Genomic DNA, 20343 nt, shown 5'->3' with positions numbered 1-20343 from the left:
GTGATGGTCTCCTGACGTTCGGCCGATCATGTCGTCATTCCGGGACGCGCCGCAAGGTGCGGGCCCCGGAATCGTAGGTTAAGCAACCAACCCCTTCATCGGACGTGCGCTTGCGCTATCTGGAAACACCGTCTCGGCCAGCACGCGATCCGACAGGCCGAACTGGCCCTGCAGCACGCCCTTGATCACGGAGCGCAGATCGGTGGTGGGCTTGAGGTCGCGGGCCTCGAAAAGGTTGGCGGGCTTGAGGCCGGGCCAGTCGGCGATGACGCGGCCGCCCTTCACCGCGCCGCCGGCGAGCAGCGCGATCGTTCCCGTGCCGTGATCGGTGCCGTCTGTGCCGTTGATGCGCGCGGTGCGGCCGAATTCGGTGGCGACCACGACGACGGTGTCGCGCCAGCGTTCCCCTAAGCCGCTTTCGAACTCGGCGAGCGCACCGTCGAGCCCGCCGAGCAGGAATGCGAGGCGACCGACAGGGCCGCCTTCATTGGCGTGCGTGTCCCAGCCATCGAACGCGAGCGCCGCGATGCGCGGGCCGTCGTCGGACGCCATCAGTTTTGCGGCGCCGCGCGCGACCTGCCGCATCTGCGCGACCGCGTTGCCCGGCTTCGGCTTCATGTCGTCGCCGCTCGCGGCCTTTTCCAGCGCAAGGCCCTGCGACAGCACAGCCGCCAGCGCGGGATCGCGGTGACGATAGAGCTCGACCAGACGCATTGCGGTGTCGTCATCGGCTTGCGGCAGCGCCACCGGCGCCCAGCCGACGGTCGGCGCATTGCCGCGCAGCACCAGCGGCGTGGTCGGGCCGACGGCAAGAGCACTCGACACCCGCTCGCCGCGCGGCAGCGCTTCCAGCGCGCGGTTGAGCCAACCGGATTGCACGCGCCCCGGGCCGGCATAGCCGCTTTCGAGCACGTCCTGGCCGTCGAAATGCGAGCGGTCGCGATAGGGCGTCGCGACCGCGTGGATCACCGCGGCGTGCCTGTCGCGATACATGCGTGCGAACTCAGGCATCGCCGGATGCAGCGCAAAGAAAGTATCGAGCATGATCGCGGGATGCGCACCGTCCGCCGTGAGCGCGATCGCCCCGTGCAGGCCGGCATAATCGGGATCGCCGACGGGCGCGACGGTCGAAAGCCCATCAAGCGCGCCGCGCAGGATCACCACGATCAGGCGAGGATCGCGGCCATCCGCGGCGCGCGCGAATTTCGGCAAGTAAGCCCAGGCCGCGAACGAGGCGCCGCCAAGCAGGAGGCCGCGCCGCGAGGTGAGGAGCCGGTTCTCGACGCAGTCGATCATCATCATCTCCTCTGCATTTCGGGCGACAGTGCTGCGATCGCGACGGCCGCGAGCACGGGATCGAGCGTCGCCGCCTGGTCGATCACGCCGCCGAAATAGATCAGCTTGCTGAAATGGCTGACGAGCTGGCACATCGCCTTGGTCGCCACCTTCTCGCGCCGGCCGAAATCGCCGCCGAGGAAGAAGGTGTCGAGCAGCGGCCCCGACACGCCGGTCATCAGCATGAGGCCCATGCAGATCGTGCCGTAGACGGTGCCCTGCCAGAGACGGTCGGGATCCGGCTTGATGTTGGCGGGCAGCAGCCGGGCCATGAACGGCGTGATCCCGAGCAGCAGCAGCGCGACCGGCTTGTCCGGTACGTAGCGCGTGAGCGACCACGCCGCGAGCGCGACGGCCGCGCCGACCATATAGTTCGCGACCGGGCGCCAGCGGATATGCGTCCGCCAGAGAAAGGCGCGCCAGCCGTTCGAGGTCATCTGCGTGATCGCATGCAGCACCATCGCGGTCGGCAGCGGCATCAAGGCCAGCAGCACGCCGATCAGGATCAGCCCGCCCGCCATGCCGAACAGCCCCGACAGGAACGCGGTGCCGACCATCAGCAATCCAAGGGCAGCGATCATGATGGGCGTCACGTAAAAATCTCCCGACCTTCTCCCCGCTCGCGGCGCGAAGCGAAGGAAACGTGCCCCGCTTGCCCCGTCTACGCAAACTGAGTTATCTTGGCCTGGCATCAGCTTTCCTGAGGGTCGGGCATTTGCGGCGCTTGCTGTTTCTCAACGGCATCAAGGCATTCGAGGCCGCGGCGCGGGCCGGCAGCTTTGCCGCGGCCGGCCTCGAGCTGAGCGTATCGGCAGCCGCCGTGAGCCGCATGGTGCACATCCTGGAAGAACGGCTCGGCGTCGCGCTGTTCGAGCGCAAGGCCAACAAGCTGCTGCTGACGCAGGCGGGCCGCGCCTATCAGAGCGGGCTGACGCCGATCTTCGATGCGCTCGCAAGCCTCACCGCGCAGGTGACGGCGCCCTCGAGCGTCCGCGTGCTCACCATCGGCATCGGCCACACCTTTGCGATGCGCTGGCTGATCCCGCGCCTGTCGGAGTTTCGCAGCGAAGAGCCCGACATCGAGGTGCGCTTCACCACCGGCGGCGCGTCGGTGCCGTTCGGCGAGGACTGGAGCTGCGGCATCCAGCTCGGCACCGGCGACTGGCCGGGGCTGGTGGCCGAGCCGCTGTTCGCCGGCGACCTCACGCCGGTCTGCGTGCCCCGCCTCGCCTCCTCGCTGAAGCGCCCGGCCGATCTCAAGGCACCGAGCCTGATCCGCGTCGCGCATTCGCCCGAGGACTGGCCGATCTGGCTCAAGGCCGCAAACCTCGCGCGCGTCAACGCGCGGGGACCGGAGTTCCAGTTCTACGGCCAGGCGCTTCAGGCTGCCGCCGACGGGCTCGGAATCGCCATGGGCATCCGACCCTATATCGACGACGACCTCGCCGCCGGCCGGCTGGTGGCGCCATTCGAGCTCTCGGTGCCCAAGGGCATGCGCTGGTACCTGCTCTATCGCAGCTTCCAGACCGAGCAGCGCGACTTTGCCGCGTTCCGCCGGTGGATCATGCGCGTGGCGTCGGAACCCGCCGCCCGTCCCGTCCGGCGGCCCGGCCGCACCAGCGCGCGGAACTGACGCTGCTATCGGACTTTGGCAAAAAAGCCCGCCGCTTGTGAACGGCTTCACATCCCAGAATCCGCAAACGTGGTCCCCTGACCCTCCAACAAGGCGCTCGAATAAAACATTTTGGGGACTGCAATGACGACCCTTTACGACGGCTTTGACATCGAATCCTTCGAAGCTGGCCAGGGGCTGTGGCACGCCCGGATCCGGCGTGCCGATTTCAGCCCGGTTGCCATCGACGGCGTGCTGTTTCCGGCCATGGAAGTCGGCTTCGCCTGGCCTGATCCCGATGCCGCGATTGCCCATGCCAAGCACCACATCGATCGCTTCCGCCGGCGGGCCGACGACAGCGACGACGAATAAGCGAGCGGGACTGCAGGCGAACCAAGGAACGGCGCAGGGTCAAAGGGGGAAATCGGTCATGTCAGTCATCGAATTCGAAGACACGCCGCGGCCGAGGATTTACACCCGCAATGTGTTGTCCAGCTGCCCGGAATGCGAGGGCGATCTCACGGTGCTCCGCGTGATCGGCGGCCGTGCCGGATGCGAGTATTGGACCATGCGCTGCACCGATTGCGGCGGCATCCATCTCGACATCCTCGAGCCGCGTCAGGCAGCCGGGGACGATGAGGGACCGCTGCCGGCGGCCTGATCGCAAGATCCCAAGGCCTGCTGCCAACCTGCTGTCAGCAGTCTGAGCATTGCCGGGCATTCGCTCTTTATTGCGAGGCGGACTCGCCCCATATTCGGAGCATGGCGAAGAAACCTGCATCCTCCGAAAAATCCGGCAAATCCCCCAAGGCCAAGGCTCCGAACGCGAAGGCGCCGAATTCCAAGGCGTCTCGCCCCGACGTGCAGCCGATCGGGCCGGCGTTGGCCGAGTTGCTCAATCCCGCGATCAATCGCGGCGGTGCCGGGCTCGGATCGGGCACCGGACTGCAGCCGCCGCCGGACAATTCGCGCGATCGCCGCTCCGGAGGCGAGGCCGCCGCGCATCGCGCGCGGGCCTCGACGCCGAAAGAGTTTCCGCAGGACAATACGAGGCCAATGCCGCTGCGGCCCAATCCGCAGCCGCCCGGCGCCCGCGACGCGGGCTTCGACGAGGCGCCGCAGGCCAATTACGGAACCGCGGCCACGATACCGACGCTCGATCCGGAACTGGCGCGTCAGCTCGGCCTCCCGACGGAAGAGGACGATGCCGAAGCCCTGGCTCGTCCGCCGCGCAGCAAGATGGAGGCGCTCGGCGTCAAGGCCACCGCCGACGCGCTGGAATCGCTGATCCGCGAGGGCCGGCCGGAGTTCCGCAAGGACGACGGCTCCACCAGGGTGTGGACCCCGCATCGGCCGCCGCGCCCGGAAAAGTCCGAAGGCGGCGTGCGCTTCGAGATCAAGTCGCATTATGAGCCGCGCGGCGACCAGCCAACCGCGATCGCCGAGCTGGTCGAGGGCATCAACCGCAACGACCGCTCGCAGGTGCTGCTCGGCGTGACCGGCTCCGGCAAGACCTACACCATGGCCAAGGTGATCGAGGCGACGCAGCGGCCCGCCATCATCCTGGCACCGAACAAGACGCTCGCCGCCCAGCTCTATGGCGAGTTCAAGAGCTTCTTCCCCGACAACGCGGTCGAGTATTTCGTCAGCTATTACGACTATTACCAGCCGGAAGCGTATGTCCCTCGCACCGACACCTACATAGAAAAGGACTCCTCGATCAACGAGCAGATCGACCGCATGCGCCACTCGGCGACGCGCGCGCTGCTCGAACGCGACGACGTCATCATCGTTGCCTCGGTGTCCTGCATCTACGGTATCGGCTCGGTCGAAACCTACACCGCGATGACCTTTGCCCTGAAGAAGGGCGAGCGCATCGACCAGCGCCAGCTGATCGCCGACCTCGTCGCGCTGCAGTACAAGCGCACCCAGGCCGATTTTACCCGCGGCACATTTCGCGTGCGCGGCGATGTCATCGACATCTTCCCGGCGCACTATGAAGACCGTGCCTGGCGCGTGAACCTGTTCGGCGACACCGTCGAGACCATCGAGGAGTTCGACCCGCTCACCGGCCACAAGCAGGACGAGCTCGAATTCATCAAGATCTACGCCAACTCGCACTATGTGACGCCGCGCCCGACGCTGGTGCAGGCGATCAAGTCGATCAAATCCGAATTGAAGATGCGGCTGGACCAGCTCCACGACCAGGGCCGCCTGCTGGAAGCGCAAAGACTGGAGCAACGCACCACCTTCGACCTCGAGATGATGGAGGCAACCGGAAGCTGCGCCGGCATCGAGAACTATTCGCGCTATCTCACCGGGCGCCTGCCCGGCGAGCCGCCGCCGACGCTGTTCGAATATGTGCCCGACAACGCGCTGGTGTTCGCCGACGAGAGCCACGTCACCGTTCCCCAGATCGGCGGCATGTTCCGCGGCGACTTCCGCCGCAAGGCGACGCTCGCCGAATATGGCTTCCGGCTGCCCTCTTGCATGGACAACCGCCCGCTGCGCTTCGAGGAATGGGACATGATGCGGCCGCAGACCATCGCGGTCTCCGCGACGCCCAGCGCCTGGGAGATCAACGAGAGCGGCGGCGTGTTCGTCGAGCAGGTGATTCGCCCGACCGGTCTGATTGATCCGCCGGTCCACATCCGCCCGGCCCGCACCCAAGTCGACGATCTCGTCGGCGAGGTCCGGGCCACGGCGCAGGCCGGCTATCGCTCGCTGATTACGGTGCTGACAAAGCGCATGGCGGAGGATCTCACCGAATATCTGCATGAGCAGGGCATTCGCGTTCGCTACATGCACAGCGATATCGACACCATCGAACGCATCGAGATCATTCGCGATCTGCGGCTCGGCGCGTTCGACGCGCTGGTCGGCATCAATTTGCTGCGCGAAGGCCTCGACATTCCCGAATGCGCGCTGGTCGCGATCCTCGACGCCGACAAGGAAGGCTTCCTGCGCAGCGAAACCTCGCTGATCCAGACCATCGGCCGCGCCGCGCGCAACGTCGACGGCAAGGTGATCCTCTATGCCGACCAGATGACGGGATCGATGGAGCGCGCCATCGCCGAAACCGACCGCCGCCGCGAGAAGCAGGTCGAGTACAACACGGCGCATGGCATCACGCCGGAGAGCATCAAGAAGTCGATCGGCGACATCATGAACAGCGTCTACGAGCGCGATCACGTGCTGGTCGAGATCGGCGGCCACGACATGACCGACGACGTCATCTCGATCGGCCACAATTTTGAAGCCGTGCTCGGCGATCTCGAGACGAGGATGCGCGAGGCCGCCGCCGATCTGAACTTCGAGGAAGCCGCGCGCCTGCGCGACGAGGTCAAGCGCCTGCGCGCCACCGAGCTCGCGGTGGTCGACGATCCCACCGTCAAGCAGCGCACGGTGCAGGGCAAGGCCGGAGCCTATGCGGGCGCGAAGAAATACGGCGACGCCGCCAATTTGCCGGTCAGCGCGCTGAAGAACAAGAGCGCCGCCACAGCGCTCAAGGCCAGCGGCAGCAAGGGCTCGCGAATCCACAAGCCGCATCTCGACGAGATGCACGGCCCGGAATCGTTGCCATATCGGGGCGACCGCGCGCTGCCGTCGAAGCCGTTCGGTGGCGAGAGCCGCATCATCCAGCCGACGGATTCAAGGCAGTCAGGGCCGGAGTTCGGGCCATCGCCGAGGTCGAGCGGTGGGGCGCCGGGGCATAGGGGTGGGTGGAAGAAGAGGTAAGGGGGCGCGGAGCGCCGGCGCCGCCCATGGTTGTTCATGGCGGCGTCGGAGAATCATGAGAACGCGAACTCACCCCAGGCTCGCCGTCACCACCGCCATCACCGACAGCAGCAGCACGGTGGTCATCAGTTGCAGCGAGGCGACCGCTGGGTGCGCCATGCCGTGATCTTGTCGGCGAGCGACAGATGGGCCTCGAAGAACTTCGGTTCGTAGACGGTCTTGAACAAATGCGGGAAGCTCACCGCAAGCAGCGCATGGGCGAGCGAGGCGATGGCGACGAAGATGGCGACGCCGGGATCGCCGACCAGGTCGTGATTGCCGACCAGCTTGAGCAGGAATGCGGCGGCGGCGAAGGTCGGGAAGCTCTGCAGCGTCGCGGTCAGCGCGAGGCCTTCGAGCGCGTTATGCAGGCTGGACTTTCTGACTCTGGCGATGGCGGCCATGGCACGTCTCCCTGAGGACATGCGGATGAATCCAGCCGCCATCAGGGGGACCTGATGTGAGATGCGTCACGCCCATTTCCTCTGCGGGAACAAGGCGCGCGCCCCCCGAATGACCAGGGGTTACAGCTTGCCCTGCCCGTTCACCTGGCTCTGCTGTTGCCGCTGTCTCTCCTGCTCTTGCTGTTCCTTGGCATGGTGGCGGCCGTAGAGGCAGCCGGCGGCGGCGCCGAGGACGCCGTGATGGCCAGCATAGTGGCCGGCGACGCCGCCGACGACGGCGCCCTTGATGCAGCCCTTGGCGTTGGCGGCGGACGTCGCGCCACAGATGAGAAGTACGGCGATGGCGGCGAGGGATTTCATGGATCAATGTCTCCGGATGCGGTGTCGCACTCTCAACAGGCACGGGCCCGTCCCGGTTCCCGCGCGCGCACGCGATGCTTCGCTAGACCATGCAGCCGAACGCCTGCACGAATTCGTGAAGGCTCGCGCTTGCTCAACCATAAATTGCAGTCATGAACCTGGCATTACGCTGGCGCGTCATACGTCAGCAATATCCCCTGTGGTTTGCGGATTGCCGGTGTCCGAGGCAGCGCGTTAGCCTTGCGCGAACTCCACACGGCCGATGAGGGCGGGCGGAATGACGGTCGAGAAGCTCAATCGCCAGCGCGTGCTGCATCTGCTCGACGCCATCTCGCGCAGCGATCTCGCTGCCGCGCTGTCGTGCTGCACCGACGACGTCGACTTCCTCACCCACGCGCCGATCGATGTGCTGCCGCACATGGGCCCTGCCACGGCAAGCAGGAGCTCGGCGAATTCTGGCGCACCGTGCAGGAGCGATACGCCGAGATCCGCTACGAGGTGCCGCAGATCGTCGCCGAGGGGGACACGGTCGCGGCCTATCTGCGCGTGTTCTTCAGGAAGCGCAGCAACGACCGCATCATTCAGGTCGACATGGCCGTCTTCTACACTTTTCGCCGCGGCAAGGTGGCGCAGATCCGCGAGATCATCGATTCCTACGACCTGGTGCAGCAGGTGCTGGAACGTGAGATCGGCCCCCTGATCGTGGGCGAGCGGGTGGACGGGGGCTAGCTCTCTCCCAAACCGGCCCGGACCGGGAAAATACGGGGTTCTATTGTAAATCTCACACGCCGGAATCAATTGTGCATTGCGAAAACGTGAATTGCGTTTTGGCCGAATTGACGTATTTTGTTCGTATACAAATGAGTTGAGCGACCCCGCGGCATCTTTCCTGTGCGCTTGGGGTTGTTTTTCGCTTTTTCGCAAGCCAGCTTCAGGACTGCCCAAGATGACAGAGCACAGCCTCTGGCGTTTCTCGCGTGCGTTGCACCGCGCGATCAACGACCGGCATTTCGAGGACATCGAGGCCCTGATCGACGAGGACGTCGAGTGGGCGCTCAATGGGCCGATCGACATGTTTCCGTTCCTCGGCGCGCGCCAGGGCAAGGACGCCGTGCTCGACGTCATCCGCCAATTCGCCGACAATTTCCAGGTCCGCCGCTTCGACCGCGAGAGCATCATGCTCGGTGTCGATTCCGCCGCCTCGATGCTGCGCTATTCGCTGACCGCACTGGATTCCAGCAAGCCGATCAGCTTGCGGGTGGCGCAGTTTGCCCAGTTCAGGGCGGGCAAGCTCACCAGCATGCGCGTGCTGATCGACACGTTTGATCTGGTCGAGCAGGCACTTGGCCGCGCCATTCATCTGCCGAAGATGACCAGCGTCGGCTGAACGGAACACCAACGGGCCCCGCACTTCGGGACCGATGGCTGAGCACCCCACGACGCGTCCTGGCCTCCAGCCCCGCCGATGCAATCGTGGAGAAGCTCGTCATCGGGCGCGCGCCTTTCGCGCGGCCCGTTGGTTCGCGTCTGATGGAACCGCCACAATTTCGCAATGATGGTTCCGCATCCTCGGCGGGAACTGGGCTGACGGGCAGGACGATGGAATTCGCGACAGGGTTTGGCTGGACCAGGCTGCCGATGCTGGCGGCCGCTTTGATCTTGGGATCGGTGCTGACGGTTTCGGCGCAGATCATTCCGCCCTTCTCCCCCGGCCCGGCCGCAGCGCCCGACGACGACGCCGAAGCGGCGGAGGCCCCCGACGTCAACGACCCCGACGTGCTGAGCGGCATCGACGTTGACAAGCTCGACTGGGGCCAGCTCGCGATCGACGCCGGCACGCTCAACGACATCATCGCCGCCAAGAAGCGCGCGCAGGCCGCCGCCAAGGACGGGCTGAACTGGGCGACGAACGCCAACGCCAACGGCTCCTCGGCGGTGACGGTGAAGCAGTCGGTATCCTCATTCTGGGACGCCCGCATCGGCGCCGACATGACGGTGACGAGCGAGCCGCGGACGATGTCCGAGCTGCTGGCACAGAAGGCCAGCAATGGCGGCAGCGTGCCTCAATCGTCCGGCAGCGCCTGGGCGGCCGCGACCGCGCCGGGCGCCGGCGCGATCTGGGACAAGACCGCGGTGGAGGCTCGCGTCGATCCCGGCGCGGAGCAGAGCAAGCTCGGGGCCTCGCTGATCAAGTCGGTGCCGCTGTCGGGCGACACGTCGCTGACGCTGCAGAACGGCTACAGCGTCAACCAGCAGGGCACCACGGCGCTCCCCGGCGTCGGCGGTCACGTCACGCGCAATTACGAGACCGAGCAGTCGGCCAAGGTCACTCTCACCGATACCGGCACCAGCATCACCGCGGGCCAGTCGCTGTCGACCACGGACGACAAATGGCTGCGCAAGGTCGGCGCGGAACAGAAGCTGTTCGACAACGTCACCGTCTCCGGTTCCGTCGGCGAAACCTCGCAAGGGGCGATCAACAAGAGCCTGACGGCGGGTTTCAAGAAGAGCTGGTAGCTGTTTTCGCCTCTCCCCCCTGCGGGGCGAGGGAGTCGAGCACCGACCGGCCGCGCATTCACTTCGGCGCGGCGGCCGCGTTCAGACTCCGGTAACCATACGCCACGGCAAAGCCCCCGAATGGACCGCCCTTGCCGCACCTCGGCCAAGTTGCGGCCAAAATCCGGCGCCCTAGTCCCAGACCGACGTCGTCGTGCGGGGGACACTCGCGCTGCGCTCAACGCGAACAGGGGAATAACGATGAACGCCATGCGTCCGGAAAAGACCGAAGCCACCGAGACCGAGACCATCGACACCAACCTTGCCGCAGTGACGGAAGTCGAAGCCGGCATCCGTGACTTCGTCCGCAACGACATCGCCTATCTGCGCCGTCCGGCAGCGACCGCCGCGGACGCGCCGCCGCTCGATCCGAGCGCGGAGGCCACCGTCACCAACGTCAACTCGCTGATCCAGCGCGTCGCCGGCACCTCCCTCGCCGAGATCGAGAATTTGATCTCCGAGCTCGAGAGCCTGCGCGACCTGCTCCACGCCGAAGGCCAGCGCGTCCAGCGCGAGATCTCCGGCTACGCCCAGCTCAGCCAGGCCGCGATGAAGTCGACCCGCATGATCGCCGACAACGTCTCGCAGTGGAAGCGCGCCGCCGACGGCCTGCGCAACAGTTGATCGCTGCATCCCGCATCACCAGCCGCCGCGTTCCGAAAGGGGCGCGGCGGTTTTGATTCGTGGGGTGTGTGACGGTGCGCACGCGCCCCACGAAAAGTGTCATCACGCGAAAGCGGGTGATCCAGTATTCCAGAGGCAGCGAGGCTAGAACTGTGACGCGCGGCGTACCGGATGCCCCGCTTTGGCGGGGCATAACAGCGGAGGGGTTTGAACTTCCCGCATCCATCCGGCGACTAACGCCAAGCGCTCTTGCCATCGCGGCCGGGCCTGGGGACTTTTCATGGAAAGCATTCGGCCCGACACCACCGACCCGATACCGCTGCGGCCCGCGCCGAACCAGTTCGGCACGATCATGCTGCGTTTTGTCGGTTTGCTGGCGGTTGCGATCGCGACATTGGCGTTCGTCTATAGCCGCTGAGGGCGGAGGCCGCGGAGTTAACGAAATCTTACCGGGCGGCTTCCACGGTCGAAGCTTCCAGGGTGTAGGCGCCGTCGGCATAGCCCTTCACCACCATGCCGGCCACCAGCATCACGGCCAGCGTCGCGGTAGCAAAGATGAATCCGACCAGCTTGAGTGCGCCGCGGTCTGCCATGGTCCTCGTCCCCTGTACTCTGCCCAGTTCGTTCAAATAGACAGCGACAGGTTCATAATTGGTTAGCAACTCGATGGTTCCGCGCATTGCTTCGCGGGAAAACCATGTTGCGCAGGCTTATGGCAGCCACCCGGAATCGCGTCCATAGCGCGGGGGCAACACTCGCGCGCTGTTTTCGCCGTTCATCCTGGAACGAATCTAACCGCCGTTCACACGCATCGGCACGAAGGCGGTTGCGGTGATGGCGTAGACGTCCTCGCCGCGCTGGTTGGTGCCGGTGGTGCGCGCGGTCAGGATGCCCCAACCGGGTCGCGAGGCGGAGCTGCGCTTGTCGATGACGACGTTGACGTAGGTGACGATGTCGCCGGCGAGCACCGGCCTGATCCAGCGCAGGTCGCGAAAGCCCGGCGACGGGCCCCACACCGCGACCTCCTCGCCGCGCGAAGCGGCTTCCCGCGCCAGGCGCTGGCCGTCGGCGACAAGCAGGCTCATGCAGGCCGACCCGACGTGCCAGCCCGAGGCCGCGAGCCCGCCAAACAAGGAGTTCTTGCCCTCCTCCTCGTCGAGGTGAAAACGCTGCGGATCGAACTTTGCGGCGAATGTCTTGATCGACTCGGCCGTGAACGTATAGGCGCCGATCTCACGGCGATGCCCAATCTCGATCTCCTCGAAAAACGGCATCAGACCGCCCCTTCGCGCCGCTTGATCAGGATCGGCGACGTCATCTCGCACAGCGCATCACCCCCGGCGTTGCGCACGGTGCATTTGAATTTGACGATGCCGAGCTCCGGGCGGCTCTTCGAGGTGCGGGCCTCCACGACGTCGACTTCGAGCATGAGATCGTCGCCGGGTCTGAGCGGCGACAGCCACCGCACTTCGTCGACGCCGGGAGATCCCAGCGAAGCGGCGCGGGTGATGAAACCGTCGGCCATCATCCGCATCATCAGCGAACAGAGATGCCAGCCCGAGCCGGACAGGCCGCGCAGCATGCTTTTGCTGGCGGCGTCCTCGTCGAGGTGCATCGGCTGCGGATCGAACTCGGCGGCAAAGGCCACGATCTCGTCGCGCGTGACATGGCGCGGGCCGAATGTTCCGAACCGGCCGGGCGGGAAATCTTCGAAGGTCAGGGTCATCTTGGGAAAGGTTTGAGGGAACGACAGATTGTGGCCGCACTTTGCGGCAATCTCAACCCGCCGGCCCGCATGGCTCGTGCTACATTCGGCGCGCCGGCGTCGGTCTTGAGTCGGATCGAGCAGGGGCCACGATCCATTTGCAAGGCCCGACAACACCTGAATTGCCCTGGGGAGAGCAATGTTTTCATTCAGCGACCTGTTTCAATGGGACCGCTTTATCACGCCGACGATCATCAAGACCTTCTACTGGCTGGTGATCGCGCTGATCTGCCTGTTCGGCCTCTCCGGCATCTTCTCCGGCCTCGCAATGATGGCGATCAGCCCGTTCGGCGGCTTCCTGATGCTGCTGTCGTCGATCGCGAGCGTCGTCGTCGGAATCGTGTTCTCGCGCATTCTCGCCGAGCTGATCCTGATCATCTTCCGCATCAACGAGCATCTTGGCGCGATCAGGGATCAAGGCGGCGGGGTGCGGTAGGGCGCTTCCGGGGCACGAACTCCAGCGTCTTACGTGTTGAACCTGAAATGCATCACGTCGCCGTCGGCGACGACGTATTCCTTGCCTTCGAGGCGGAGCTTGCCGGCATCGCGGGCGCCGGCTTCGCCGTTCAGCGCGACGTAGTCCTCATACGCGATGGTCTCGGCGCGGATAAAACCCTTCTCGAAGTCGGTGTGGATCACGCCGGCCGCGCCCGGCGCCTTGGTGCCGCGATAGATGGTCCAGGCGCGCGCTTCCTTCGGGCCCACCGTGAAATAGGTGATGAGGTCGAGCAGCGTGTAGCCGGCGCGGATCAGGCGATCGAGGCCGGCCTCTTCGAGACCCAGCGTCTCCAGGAAGTCGGCGCGTTCGTCGCGCGAAATGGTGGCGATCTCGGATTCGATTTTTGCCGAGATGACGACCGCAATGGCGCCTTCCTTGGCAGCCTGGTCCTGCACCGCCTTCGAGAACGAATTGCCTGATGCGGCCGAGCCTTCCTCGACGTTGCAGACGTAGAGCACGGGCTTGGACGACAGCAGGCCGAGCATCCCGAAGGCGCGCTCCTCCTCCGCCTTGCGCTCGACGAGGCGCGCGGGCTTGCCTTCGCGCAGCAGCACCAGCGTGCGATTGACGAGGTCGAGCTGCTCCTTGGCGTCCTTGTCGTTGCCCTTGGCCTTCTTGGACAAATTGTCGACGCGCTTCTCGAGGCTGTCGAGATCGGCGAGCATCAGCTCGGTCTCGATGGTCTCGATATCGGCGAGCGGGGCGATCTTGCCTTCGACATGGGTAATGTCGGAGTCCTCGAAGCAGCGCACGACATGCGCGATGGCGTCGACCTCACGGATGTTGGCGAGGAACTGGTTGCCGAGGCCTTCACCCTTGGACGCGCCGCGCACGAGGCCGGCGATGTCAACGAAGGTCAGCCGGGTCGGGATGATCTGGCCCGACTTGGCGATCGCTGCGAGCTTATCGAGCCGCGGATCCGGCACCGCGACCTCGCCGACATTCGGCTCGATCGTGCAGAACGGATAGTTCGCCGCCTGCGCCGCGGCCGTCTCGGTCAGCGCGTTGAACAAGGTCGACTTGCCGACATTGGGCAACCCGACGATCCCGCATTTAAATCCCACGAGCGTTATTCCTTGCCGTTGTCGTCCTTGGTCAAAAATCCCTTCGCCTGCATGGCGAGGTGCACCCTGTTGGCGAAGGTCGCGTCCGTGCCTTTGGCAACCAATGCCGCGTGCTCGGCCACCGCGTCGCAGAGCGTCGCCACCCAGTCGTTGTCCGCTTTGGCGAAGTCCGACAGCACATGGCCGTGCACCAATTCCTTGACGCCGGGATGACCGATGCCGAGCCGCACCCGGCGGTACTCGTTGCCGATATGGGCGGAGATCGAGCGCAGGCCGTTGTGGCCGGCGATGCCGCCGCCGATCTTCACCCGCACCTTGCCCGGCGGCAGTTCGAGTTCGTCATGGAATACGGTGACGTCGCCCGGCGCGATCTTGAAGAAGCTTGCCGCTTCCTGAACGCTGCGGCCGGAATCATTCATGTAGGTCATCGGCTTGAGCAGGATCACGCGCTCGGTGCCGAGCGTGCCTTCCGAGGTCTCGCCCTGAAACCTGCGGCGCCAGGGTGCGAAACCATGACGCCGCGCGATCTCGTCGACGGCCATGAAGCCGACATTGTGCCGGTTACGTGCGAATTTCGGGCCGGGATTGCCGAGCCCAACAAACAGTCGCATGACGCGGCGCGCCCCTCGCTCGGCGCGCGATCAGGGACCGCGCGCCAGCTTTGAGAGATTACTTCTTCTTGTCGCCGCCGGCGGGAGCCTTGGCAGCCGGGGCCTTGGCAGCCGCTGCCGGAGCAGCAGCACCCGCAGCCGGAGCAGCACCAGCCGCCGGAGCAGCAGCACCCGCGGCAGGAGCAGCAGCAGCAGCCTTCAGCTCTTCGGCGTAGCCGGACGGCGGCACGATGGTGACGAGGGTCGCGTCCTCGGAGGTCAGCGCCTTCACGCCGGCCGGCAGCTTGATGTCGGAGAGATGCAGCGAGTGGCCGATTTCGAGCGAACCCACGTCGGCCTCGATGAACTGCGGGATGTTCTCCACGCCGCACTCGAGCTCGATCGCATGCGCAACGATGTTCACGGCGCCGCCGCGCTTCACGCCGGGCGAACCTTCGGCCTTCACCACGTGCAAGGGAACGCTGATGCGGATGGTGGCGCCTTCGCCGAGCCGCATGAAGTCGACGTGGATCGGGAAGTCCTTGACCGGATCGAGGTGGTAGTCGCGCGGAATCACGCGGTGCTTGTTGCCTTCGAGGTCGATGTCGACCAGCGTGGTCAGGAACCGGCCGGCGAGGATGCGCGAGCGCAGTTCGCGATCGTCCACCGAGATGGTCAGCGGGGGCTGGTTGTTGCCGTAGATCACTCCGGGCACTCTCCCGGCGCGACGCTCAGCCCGGGCGGCCCCCTTGCCGCTCTTCGGACGTGCGGTCGCCTTCAATTCCTTGACGGTCGCCATAACGTTAAGTCCTTGTTTTTGCAAAAGTTAATGGGCCGCAACGCGGCCCATGGCATACGCCGCAGCAAGCCTCCAGGGGTGCGGGGGCTGCGGACGTGGCGGGCTTTTACCCGGAAGACGCGGAAATAACAAGGAGAATGGGCGGCCGGAAGGAACCGGATCGCCCGGAAGGAGCCGGCGGAGTTACCCGCCGAGCTTGGCCTCCAGCGCCGCGATGCGCGCCTTCAGGGCCTCGTTCTCCTCGCGCGCCAGGCGCGCCATATCCTTGACCGCCTCAAACTCCTCGCGCTTGACCAGGTCCATGTCGCGCAGGAATTTTTCGGCTTGGGTGCGCATCACCGTGTCGAACTCGCGCTTGACGCCCTGCGCGGCGCCGGCGGCATCGTTCATCAGGCGGCCGATCTCGTCGAAAAACCGGTTGTTGGTCTGGGTCATGTCGGTCTCCTGGCGGCTTTCGATGAACTCTGCGCGAACGCGCGGGGAGACAATGGCAATCCGATTGGGCGGGTTCAAGGGCCGATCGGCGGTATCCTTGTCATGCCCCGGTTTCCTTGCAATCGTATTCAACGTCCCTGCATAAGAAGAATCACAAAAGGCGCTCGAGATGATCGATCAGCAGATCGCGATCCCCACCAAGGACGGTCACACCGCAACCTTCATCAGCCATCCCGAACGCGGCGGGCCGTTTCCGGTCATCCTGTTCTACATGGACGCGCCGGCGATCCGCGAAGAGCTGCGCGACATGGCGCGCCGGCTCGCAACATCGGGCTATTACGTGATGCTGCCGAACCTCTATTACCGCTCCGGCGTGATGGAGCTCGGCGCGCTGCCGGCCGATCCGAACGCCCCGGAACGCAAGCGCATGTTCGCGCTGATGGGATCGCTCACGATCCCCATGATCATGGACGACACGCGGGCGTTGCTCACCTATGCCGAGGGCCAGGCGGCCGCGAACACCAAACTGATCGGTACAGTCGGCTACTGCATGAGCGGCCGCTACGCCGTCAACGCCGCCACGCATTTTCCCGATCGCGTCAAGGCCGCCGCTTCGGTCTACGGCACCCAGCTCGCAACCGACCAGGACGACAGCCCGCATCTGGCGGCAGCCAAGACCAAGGCCGAACTCTACTTCGCCTGCGCCGAGACCGACATCTACGCGCCCGCCGAGATCATCGAGAAGGTGAAGCAGGGCATGAGCGGCGCCAAAGCCGAAGTCGAGATCTATCCCGGCACCCATCACGGCTTCGCCTTCCCCAAGCGTCCGGCCTATCACCGCGACGCCGCCGAGCGGCATTGGGAGCGTCTGCTGGCGCTCTATCGCCGCAATCTCGTCCAGACATAGAAGGCGCGATGCAACTTCTGCTCATCGACTTTCCCGCCTTCAAGCCGATCGCGATCGAGATCGGCCCGTTCGCGATCCGCTGGTATGCCCTGGCCTATATCTGCGGCATCGTGTTCGGCTGGCTCTATGCGCGCTCGCTCCTGAAAAGGGAGCGGCTGTGGGGCGGCCCGGCGCCGATGTCGCTGGTGCAGATCGACGACTTCATTCTGTGGGTCACGCTCGGCATCATCCTCGGCGGCCGCACCGGTTATGTGCTGTTCTACAACCTGCCCTTCTTCATCGACCATCCCGCCGCGATTTTCAGGCTGTGGGAAGGCGGCATGTCCTTCCACGGCGGCTTCCTCGGCTGCGTCGTCGCGGTGATGTGGTTCGCCTATCGCAACCGCATCTCGATCCTGTCGCTCGGCGACATCACCACCGCCGTCGCTCCGGTCGGGCTGCTGCTCGGCCGCATCGCCAATTTCATCAACGGCGAATTGTGGGGCCGCGCCGCCGACCCGGAGCTGCCCTGGGCGATGATCTTCCCCAATGATCCCACCCAGCTGCCACGCCATCCGAGCCAGCTCTACGAGGCCGGCATGGAGGGCATTTTGCTGTTTGCCGCCCTCGCGATCATGATCCGCTTCGGCGCCCTGAAACGGCCGGGCATGATCCTCGGCGCCTTCATCCTGATCTATGGTTTGAGCCGGATCGCCGGCGAGCATTTCCGCGAACCGGACGTCCAGCTCGGCTTCCTCTGGGGCGGATTAACCATGGGCATGCTGTTGTCGATCCCGATGCTTATTGTAGGCCTCATACTTATTGTATTGGCAGTGAGGCGCGGTGCGCCCGAGCCCGTAGGGGCTATTCGTTAATTCCTTTTGAGAAGATAGGCCGTGACCGACCAGCCGTTACTCGACGAGATCAAGGCGCTGATCAAATCCTCGGGCCCCATGCCGGTCTGGCGGTACATGGAACTGTGCCTGATGCATCCGCGCTATGGCTACTACGTCTCGCGCGATCCGTTGGGACGAGAAGGCGACTTCACCACTGCGCCGGAGGTCAGCCAGATGTTCGGCGAGCTCTTGGGCCTGTGGACCGCCTCGGTGTGGAAGCAGATGGGCTCGCCGCAATTCCTGCGGCTGATCGAGCTCGGCCCCGGCCGCGGCACCATGATGGCCGACGCCCTGCGCGCGCTCCGCGTGCTGCCGCCGCTCTACCAGGCGCTCCACATCCACATGGTCGAGGTCAATCCCGTCCTCCGCGAGCGGCAGAGTGCGACGCTGTCGGGCGTGCGCAACATCGCCTGGCACGACAGCATCGACGACGTGCCCGAGGGACCGAGCATCATCCTCGCCAACGAATATTTCGACGTGCTGCCGATCCACCAGATGGTCCGACACGAGAACGGCTGGCACGAGCGCGTGATCGAGGTCGACGCCAACGGAAAACTTCAATTCGGCGCGGCGGCCGAGCCGACGCCGCGCTTCGAGGTGTTGCTGCCGCCTCTGGTGCGCGCCGCGCCCGTCGGGGCCGTGTTCGAATGGCGGCCCGATGCCGAGATCATGAAGCTCGCCAGCCGCGTGCGCGACCAGGACGGCGCGGCGCTGATCATCGATTACGGTCATCTGCGCAGCGATGCCGGCGACACCTTCCAGGCGATCGCGCGCCACACCTTCACCGATCCCCTGAAGGCGCCGGGCCAGGCCGACGTCACAGCCCATGTCGACTTCCAGGCGCTCGCGCGCGGGGCGGAGGACGTCGGCGCCCGCGTGCACGGGCCGGTGACGCAGGGCGATTTCCTCAAACGCGTCGGCATCGAGACCCGTGCAGCCGCCTTGATGCAGAAGGCGGCGCCTGACGTCGCCACCGACATTTCGATCGCGCTCAAGCGCCTGACCGAAACCGGGCGCAGCGGCATGGGTTCGATGTTCAAGGTGCTCGGCATCTCCGAGCCGCGGCTGACGGGCCTTGCGGGACTCAGCGATCTCGAACGCGCCGGAGACGATTCATGACGCTTGCCTCCTCGCTGCTGTCCGCGGTGCCCGGCCTGCGCCACGCCTTCTTCACCCGCGAGGGCGGCGTCTCGGGCGGCATCTATTCCGCGCTGAACGGCGGGCTCGGCTCCAATGACGACCAGGCCCTTGTTGCGGAGAACCGCCGCCGCATGGCCGAGCATGTCGGCGTCGCACCCGAACGCTTTCTCAGCCTGCACCAGATCCATTCGCCCGACGTGCTCGTGGCCGAAGCTCGGTGGCCGAGCGGGCCGCGGCCGAAGGGCGATGCGCTGGTGACGAAGGTGCCCGGCATCGCGCTCGGCGTCTCCACCGCCGATTGCGGACCGGTGCTGTTCGTCGATCCCAATGCGGGCGTGATCGGCGGCGCGCATGCCGGCTGGAAGGGTGCGCTCACCGGCGTGCTGGAGCAGACCATTTCGGCGATGGAAAAACTCGGCGCCTCGCGGAGCCGCATCATCGCCGCGATCGGCCCGCTGATCCGCCAGGACAGTTATGAAGTCGGCAACGAGTTCGTGGCGCGCTTCATCGAGGCGGATGGAGACAACGCCATGTTCTTCATCCCGTCGGTGCGCGAGGGACACGCGATGTTCGACCTCGCCGGCTTCATCCGCAAGCGTCTGGAAGCCGCGGGCATCCTGATGATCGACGATCTCGGTCTGGACACCTACGCCGACGAACGCTTCTTCAGCTACCGCCGCTCGGTACATCGCAAGGAGCCGGATTACGGCCGCCACGTTCACGCGATCGCGCTCGAAGCGTGAACACAAAGGCAACCCCGTGTCATTCCGGGGCGATGCCTGCGCGCGATGATAGTGGCCTGTGGCGCCCCCGCCCTAGACGTTAATGCGTTTTAACGATATCGCTGCCCTCCATAATGAGGGACGCGTCATTCATCTTGCGCCGCGCGGGTTCGCGCGTGCTCGCGGTCATGCTGCTGACGGCCGCGCTTGGCGGCTGTGCCGGTGGCGGTGGCGCCGCGAACTCCTATGCGATGGCGCCGAGCGCCGGCTCGGGGGCGACAGTCGCGTTCGAATCGATCGACGGGCCGCCGCCGCAAGTGTTCGACCGCATGGTCGGCGTGCTCGACAGCGAATCCAAGCTGCGCAGCCTGTCCGTGGTCTCCCGCGAGGGGACGGCTGCCTACCGCGTGCGCAGCTACCTCTCCGCCCAGATCGTTCGTGGCAAGACCGTGATCGCCTGGGTCTGGGACGTCTACGACGCCAACCAGCAGCGGGCGCTGCGCCTTTCCGGCGAGGAACCGACCGCGGCCAAGGGCGGCCGGGATCCTTGGGGCGCTGCCGACGACCTCGTGCTGCGGAAGATCGCCCAGGCCGGATTCAGCGGACTTTCCAACATGATCAACGGTACACCGGATGCGCCGAACTCGGCGCCCGGCTTGCGCGGGCCGGCCGTGGCGAGCGTGATCCCGGAGGCTCCATTGGCCGACATGCCGGCCTCGGCGCTGGGCTATGCCGAGCGCTAACCCCCGCGAAACCACGGCCCCGTTTTCCGGCCAAACCGTTGGCCGGACTCGGGATTTCGCAGGGAAAACGTAGTGCCCCGGGTTGCCATTGCAGCCCCCGGCCTGATATTTCCTCGCCCGTCGTAACCGTGCTTCC

At 65.6% G+C, this 20343-nt stretch carries 24 protein-coding genes and 2 pseudogenes; 15 read left to right on the top strand and 11 right to left on the bottom strand.

The window, feature by feature from the left end:
- Positions 1-78: 78 nt before the first annotated feature.
- Positions 79-1296, bottom strand: a complete 1218-nt coding sequence (locus tag IVB42_RS23935; protein WP_026232550.1) for a DUF1501 domain-containing protein — start codon at positions 1294-1296, stop codon at positions 79-81.
- Between the two features lie 35 nt (positions 1297-1331).
- Positions 1332-1928, bottom strand: a pseudogene (locus IVB42_RS23930) (TSUP family transporter); the annotation flags it as partial.
- A gap of 122 nt (positions 1929-2050) precedes the next feature.
- Between IVB42_RS23930 and IVB42_RS23925 the strand changes: the two are divergent.
- The 4 genes from IVB42_RS23925 (at position 2051) to uvrB (ending at position 6685) form a co-directional block, all read left to right on the top strand.
- Complete coding sequence (locus IVB42_RS23925) at positions 2051-2968, top strand: LysR substrate-binding domain-containing protein (RefSeq protein ID WP_247369030.1); 918 nt, start codon at positions 2051-2053, stop codon at positions 2966-2968.
- 123 nt (positions 2969-3091) lie between these two features.
- Complete coding sequence (locus IVB42_RS23920) at positions 3092-3319, top strand: hypothetical protein (protein ID WP_007596778.1); 228 nt, start codon at positions 3092-3094, stop codon at positions 3317-3319.
- A gap of 58 nt (positions 3320-3377) precedes the next feature.
- Complete coding sequence (locus IVB42_RS23915) at positions 3378-3608, top strand: hypothetical protein (RefSeq protein WP_018453534.1); 231 nt, start codon at positions 3378-3380, stop codon at positions 3606-3608.
- Between the two features lie 101 nt (positions 3609-3709).
- Positions 3710-6685, top strand: a complete 2976-nt coding sequence (gene uvrB, locus IVB42_RS23910) for an excinuclease ABC subunit UvrB (RefSeq protein WP_018453533.1) — start codon at positions 3710-3712, stop codon at positions 6683-6685.
- A 125-nt stretch (positions 6686-6810) separates the two neighbouring features.
- Here uvrB and IVB42_RS23905 read toward each other — a convergent pair whose 3' ends face one another.
- On the bottom strand, positions 6811-7128 hold the full coding sequence (locus IVB42_RS23905) for a hypothetical protein (protein WP_245288369.1): 318 nt from the start codon (positions 7126-7128) through the stop codon (positions 6811-6813).
- Positions 7129-7248: 120 nt separating this feature from the next.
- Positions 7249-7488, bottom strand: coding sequence for a hypothetical protein (locus IVB42_RS23900; protein WP_018453532.1), 240 nt, complete (start codon positions 7486-7488; stop codon positions 7249-7251).
- 277 nt (positions 7489-7765) lie between these two features.
- On the opposite strand from IVB42_RS23900, the pseudogene IVB42_RS23895 reads away from it, so the two are divergent.
- The 5 genes and pseudogenes from IVB42_RS23895 (at position 7766) to IVB42_RS23875 (ending at position 11086) form a co-directional block, all read left to right on the top strand.
- Positions 7766-8217: pseudogene (locus IVB42_RS23895) on the top strand (nuclear transport factor 2 family protein).
- Between the two features lie 217 nt (positions 8218-8434).
- Positions 8435-8875, top strand: coding sequence for a nuclear transport factor 2 family protein (locus tag IVB42_RS23890; protein WP_247369080.1), 441 nt, complete (start codon positions 8435-8437; stop codon positions 8873-8875).
- A gap of 212 nt (positions 8876-9087) precedes the next feature.
- Complete coding sequence (locus IVB42_RS23885; protein ID WP_026232548.1) at positions 9088-10005, top strand: hypothetical protein; 918 nt, start codon at positions 9088-9090, stop codon at positions 10003-10005.
- Between the two features lie 240 nt (positions 10006-10245).
- Positions 10246-10668 carry a hypothetical protein gene (locus tag IVB42_RS23880; RefSeq protein ID WP_018453528.1) on the top strand — a complete coding sequence of 141 codons (423 nt, stop codon included), beginning with the start codon at positions 10246-10248 and terminating at the stop codon, positions 10666-10668.
- A gap of 280 nt (positions 10669-10948) precedes the next feature.
- A complete protein-coding gene (locus IVB42_RS23875) occupies positions 10949-11086 on the top strand; it encodes a hypothetical protein (RefSeq protein WP_018453527.1) in 138 nt (45 codons plus the stop codon).
- A gap of 28 nt (positions 11087-11114) precedes the next feature.
- On the opposite strand, the gene IVB42_RS23870 is transcribed toward IVB42_RS23875, so the two are convergent.
- The 3 genes from IVB42_RS23870 to IVB42_RS23860 all read right to left on the bottom strand — a co-directional run bounded on the left by IVB42_RS23870 (position 11115) and on the right by IVB42_RS23860 (position 12394).
- Positions 11115-11261: a hypothetical protein gene (locus IVB42_RS23870; protein ID WP_007596790.1), complete on the bottom strand. Its 147-nt coding sequence runs from the start codon at positions 11259-11261 to the stop codon at positions 11115-11117.
- 198 nt (positions 11262-11459) lie between these two features.
- The gene (locus IVB42_RS23865; RefSeq protein WP_018453526.1) at positions 11460-11942 is read right to left on the bottom strand and encodes a MaoC family dehydratase; all 483 of its coding nucleotides are present in this window, start codon (positions 11940-11942) and stop codon (positions 11460-11462) included.
- Positions 11942-12394, bottom strand: coding sequence for a MaoC family dehydratase (locus IVB42_RS23860; protein ID WP_018453525.1), 453 nt, complete (start codon positions 12392-12394; stop codon positions 11942-11944). The genes IVB42_RS23865 and IVB42_RS23860 overlap by 1 nt, the downstream gene beginning before the upstream one ends.
- Before the next feature lie 178 nt (positions 12395-12572).
- Between IVB42_RS23860 and IVB42_RS23855 the strand changes: the two genes are divergently transcribed.
- Positions 12573-12869: a DUF4282 domain-containing protein gene (locus IVB42_RS23855; RefSeq protein ID WP_018453524.1), complete on the top strand. Its 297-nt coding sequence runs from the start codon at positions 12573-12575 to the stop codon at positions 12867-12869.
- A gap of 29 nt (positions 12870-12898) precedes the next feature.
- Here IVB42_RS23855 and ychF read toward each other — a convergent pair whose 3' ends face one another.
- From ychF to IVB42_RS23835, 4 genes are all read right to left on the bottom strand, one after another.
- On the bottom strand, positions 12899-13996 hold the full coding sequence (gene ychF, locus IVB42_RS23850; protein ID WP_026232547.1) for a redox-regulated ATPase YchF: 1098 nt from the start codon (positions 13994-13996) through the stop codon (positions 12899-12901).
- Between the two features lie 5 nt (positions 13997-14001).
- Complete coding sequence (gene pth, locus IVB42_RS23845) at positions 14002-14607, bottom strand: aminoacyl-tRNA hydrolase (RefSeq protein ID WP_018453522.1); 606 nt, start codon at positions 14605-14607, stop codon at positions 14002-14004.
- Between the two features lie 58 nt (positions 14608-14665).
- The gene (locus IVB42_RS23840) at positions 14666-15385 is read right to left on the bottom strand and encodes a 50S ribosomal protein L25/general stress protein Ctc (RefSeq protein ID WP_018453521.1); all 720 of its coding nucleotides are present in this window, start codon (positions 15383-15385) and stop codon (positions 14666-14668) included.
- A gap of 183 nt (positions 15386-15568) precedes the next feature.
- Positions 15569-15820 carry an accessory factor UbiK family protein gene (locus IVB42_RS23835; RefSeq protein WP_007596812.1) on the bottom strand — a complete coding sequence of 84 codons (252 nt, stop codon included), beginning with the start codon at positions 15818-15820 and terminating at the stop codon, positions 15569-15571.
- Between the two features lie 169 nt (positions 15821-15989).
- On the opposite strand from IVB42_RS23835, the gene IVB42_RS23830 reads away from it, so the two are divergent.
- The 5 genes from IVB42_RS23830 (at position 15990) to IVB42_RS23810 (ending at position 20207) form a co-directional block, all read left to right on the top strand.
- Entirely contained in the window at positions 15990-16727 is a 738-nt protein-coding gene (locus IVB42_RS23830; RefSeq protein WP_018453519.1) for a dienelactone hydrolase family protein, read from the top strand.
- A gap of 8 nt (positions 16728-16735) precedes the next feature.
- Entirely contained in the window at positions 16736-17581 is an 846-nt protein-coding gene (gene lgt, locus IVB42_RS23825; protein WP_018453518.1) for a prolipoprotein diacylglyceryl transferase, read from the top strand.
- 21 nt (positions 17582-17602) lie between these two features.
- Complete coding sequence (locus tag IVB42_RS23820; protein ID WP_018453517.1) at positions 17603-18721, top strand: SAM-dependent methyltransferase; 1119 nt, start codon at positions 17603-17605, stop codon at positions 18719-18721.
- Complete coding sequence (gene pgeF, locus IVB42_RS23815; RefSeq protein ID WP_018453516.1) at positions 18718-19485, top strand: peptidoglycan editing factor PgeF; 768 nt, start codon at positions 18718-18720, stop codon at positions 19483-19485. Before IVB42_RS23820 ends, pgeF begins: the two co-directional genes overlap by 4 nt.
- Before the next feature lie 113 nt (positions 19486-19598).
- The gene (locus IVB42_RS23810; protein ID WP_018453515.1) at positions 19599-20207 is read left to right on the top strand and encodes a hypothetical protein; all 609 of its coding nucleotides are present in this window, start codon (positions 19599-19601) and stop codon (positions 20205-20207) included.
- Positions 20208-20343: the final 136 nt, after the last annotated feature.

Source organism: Bradyrhizobium sp. 45, from assembly GCF_023073155.1.
Classification (GTDB): Bacteria; Pseudomonadota; Alphaproteobacteria; order Rhizobiales; family Xanthobacteraceae; genus Bradyrhizobium; species Bradyrhizobium canariense_D.
This window is presented reverse-complemented; position numbering and strand designations above follow the sequence as displayed.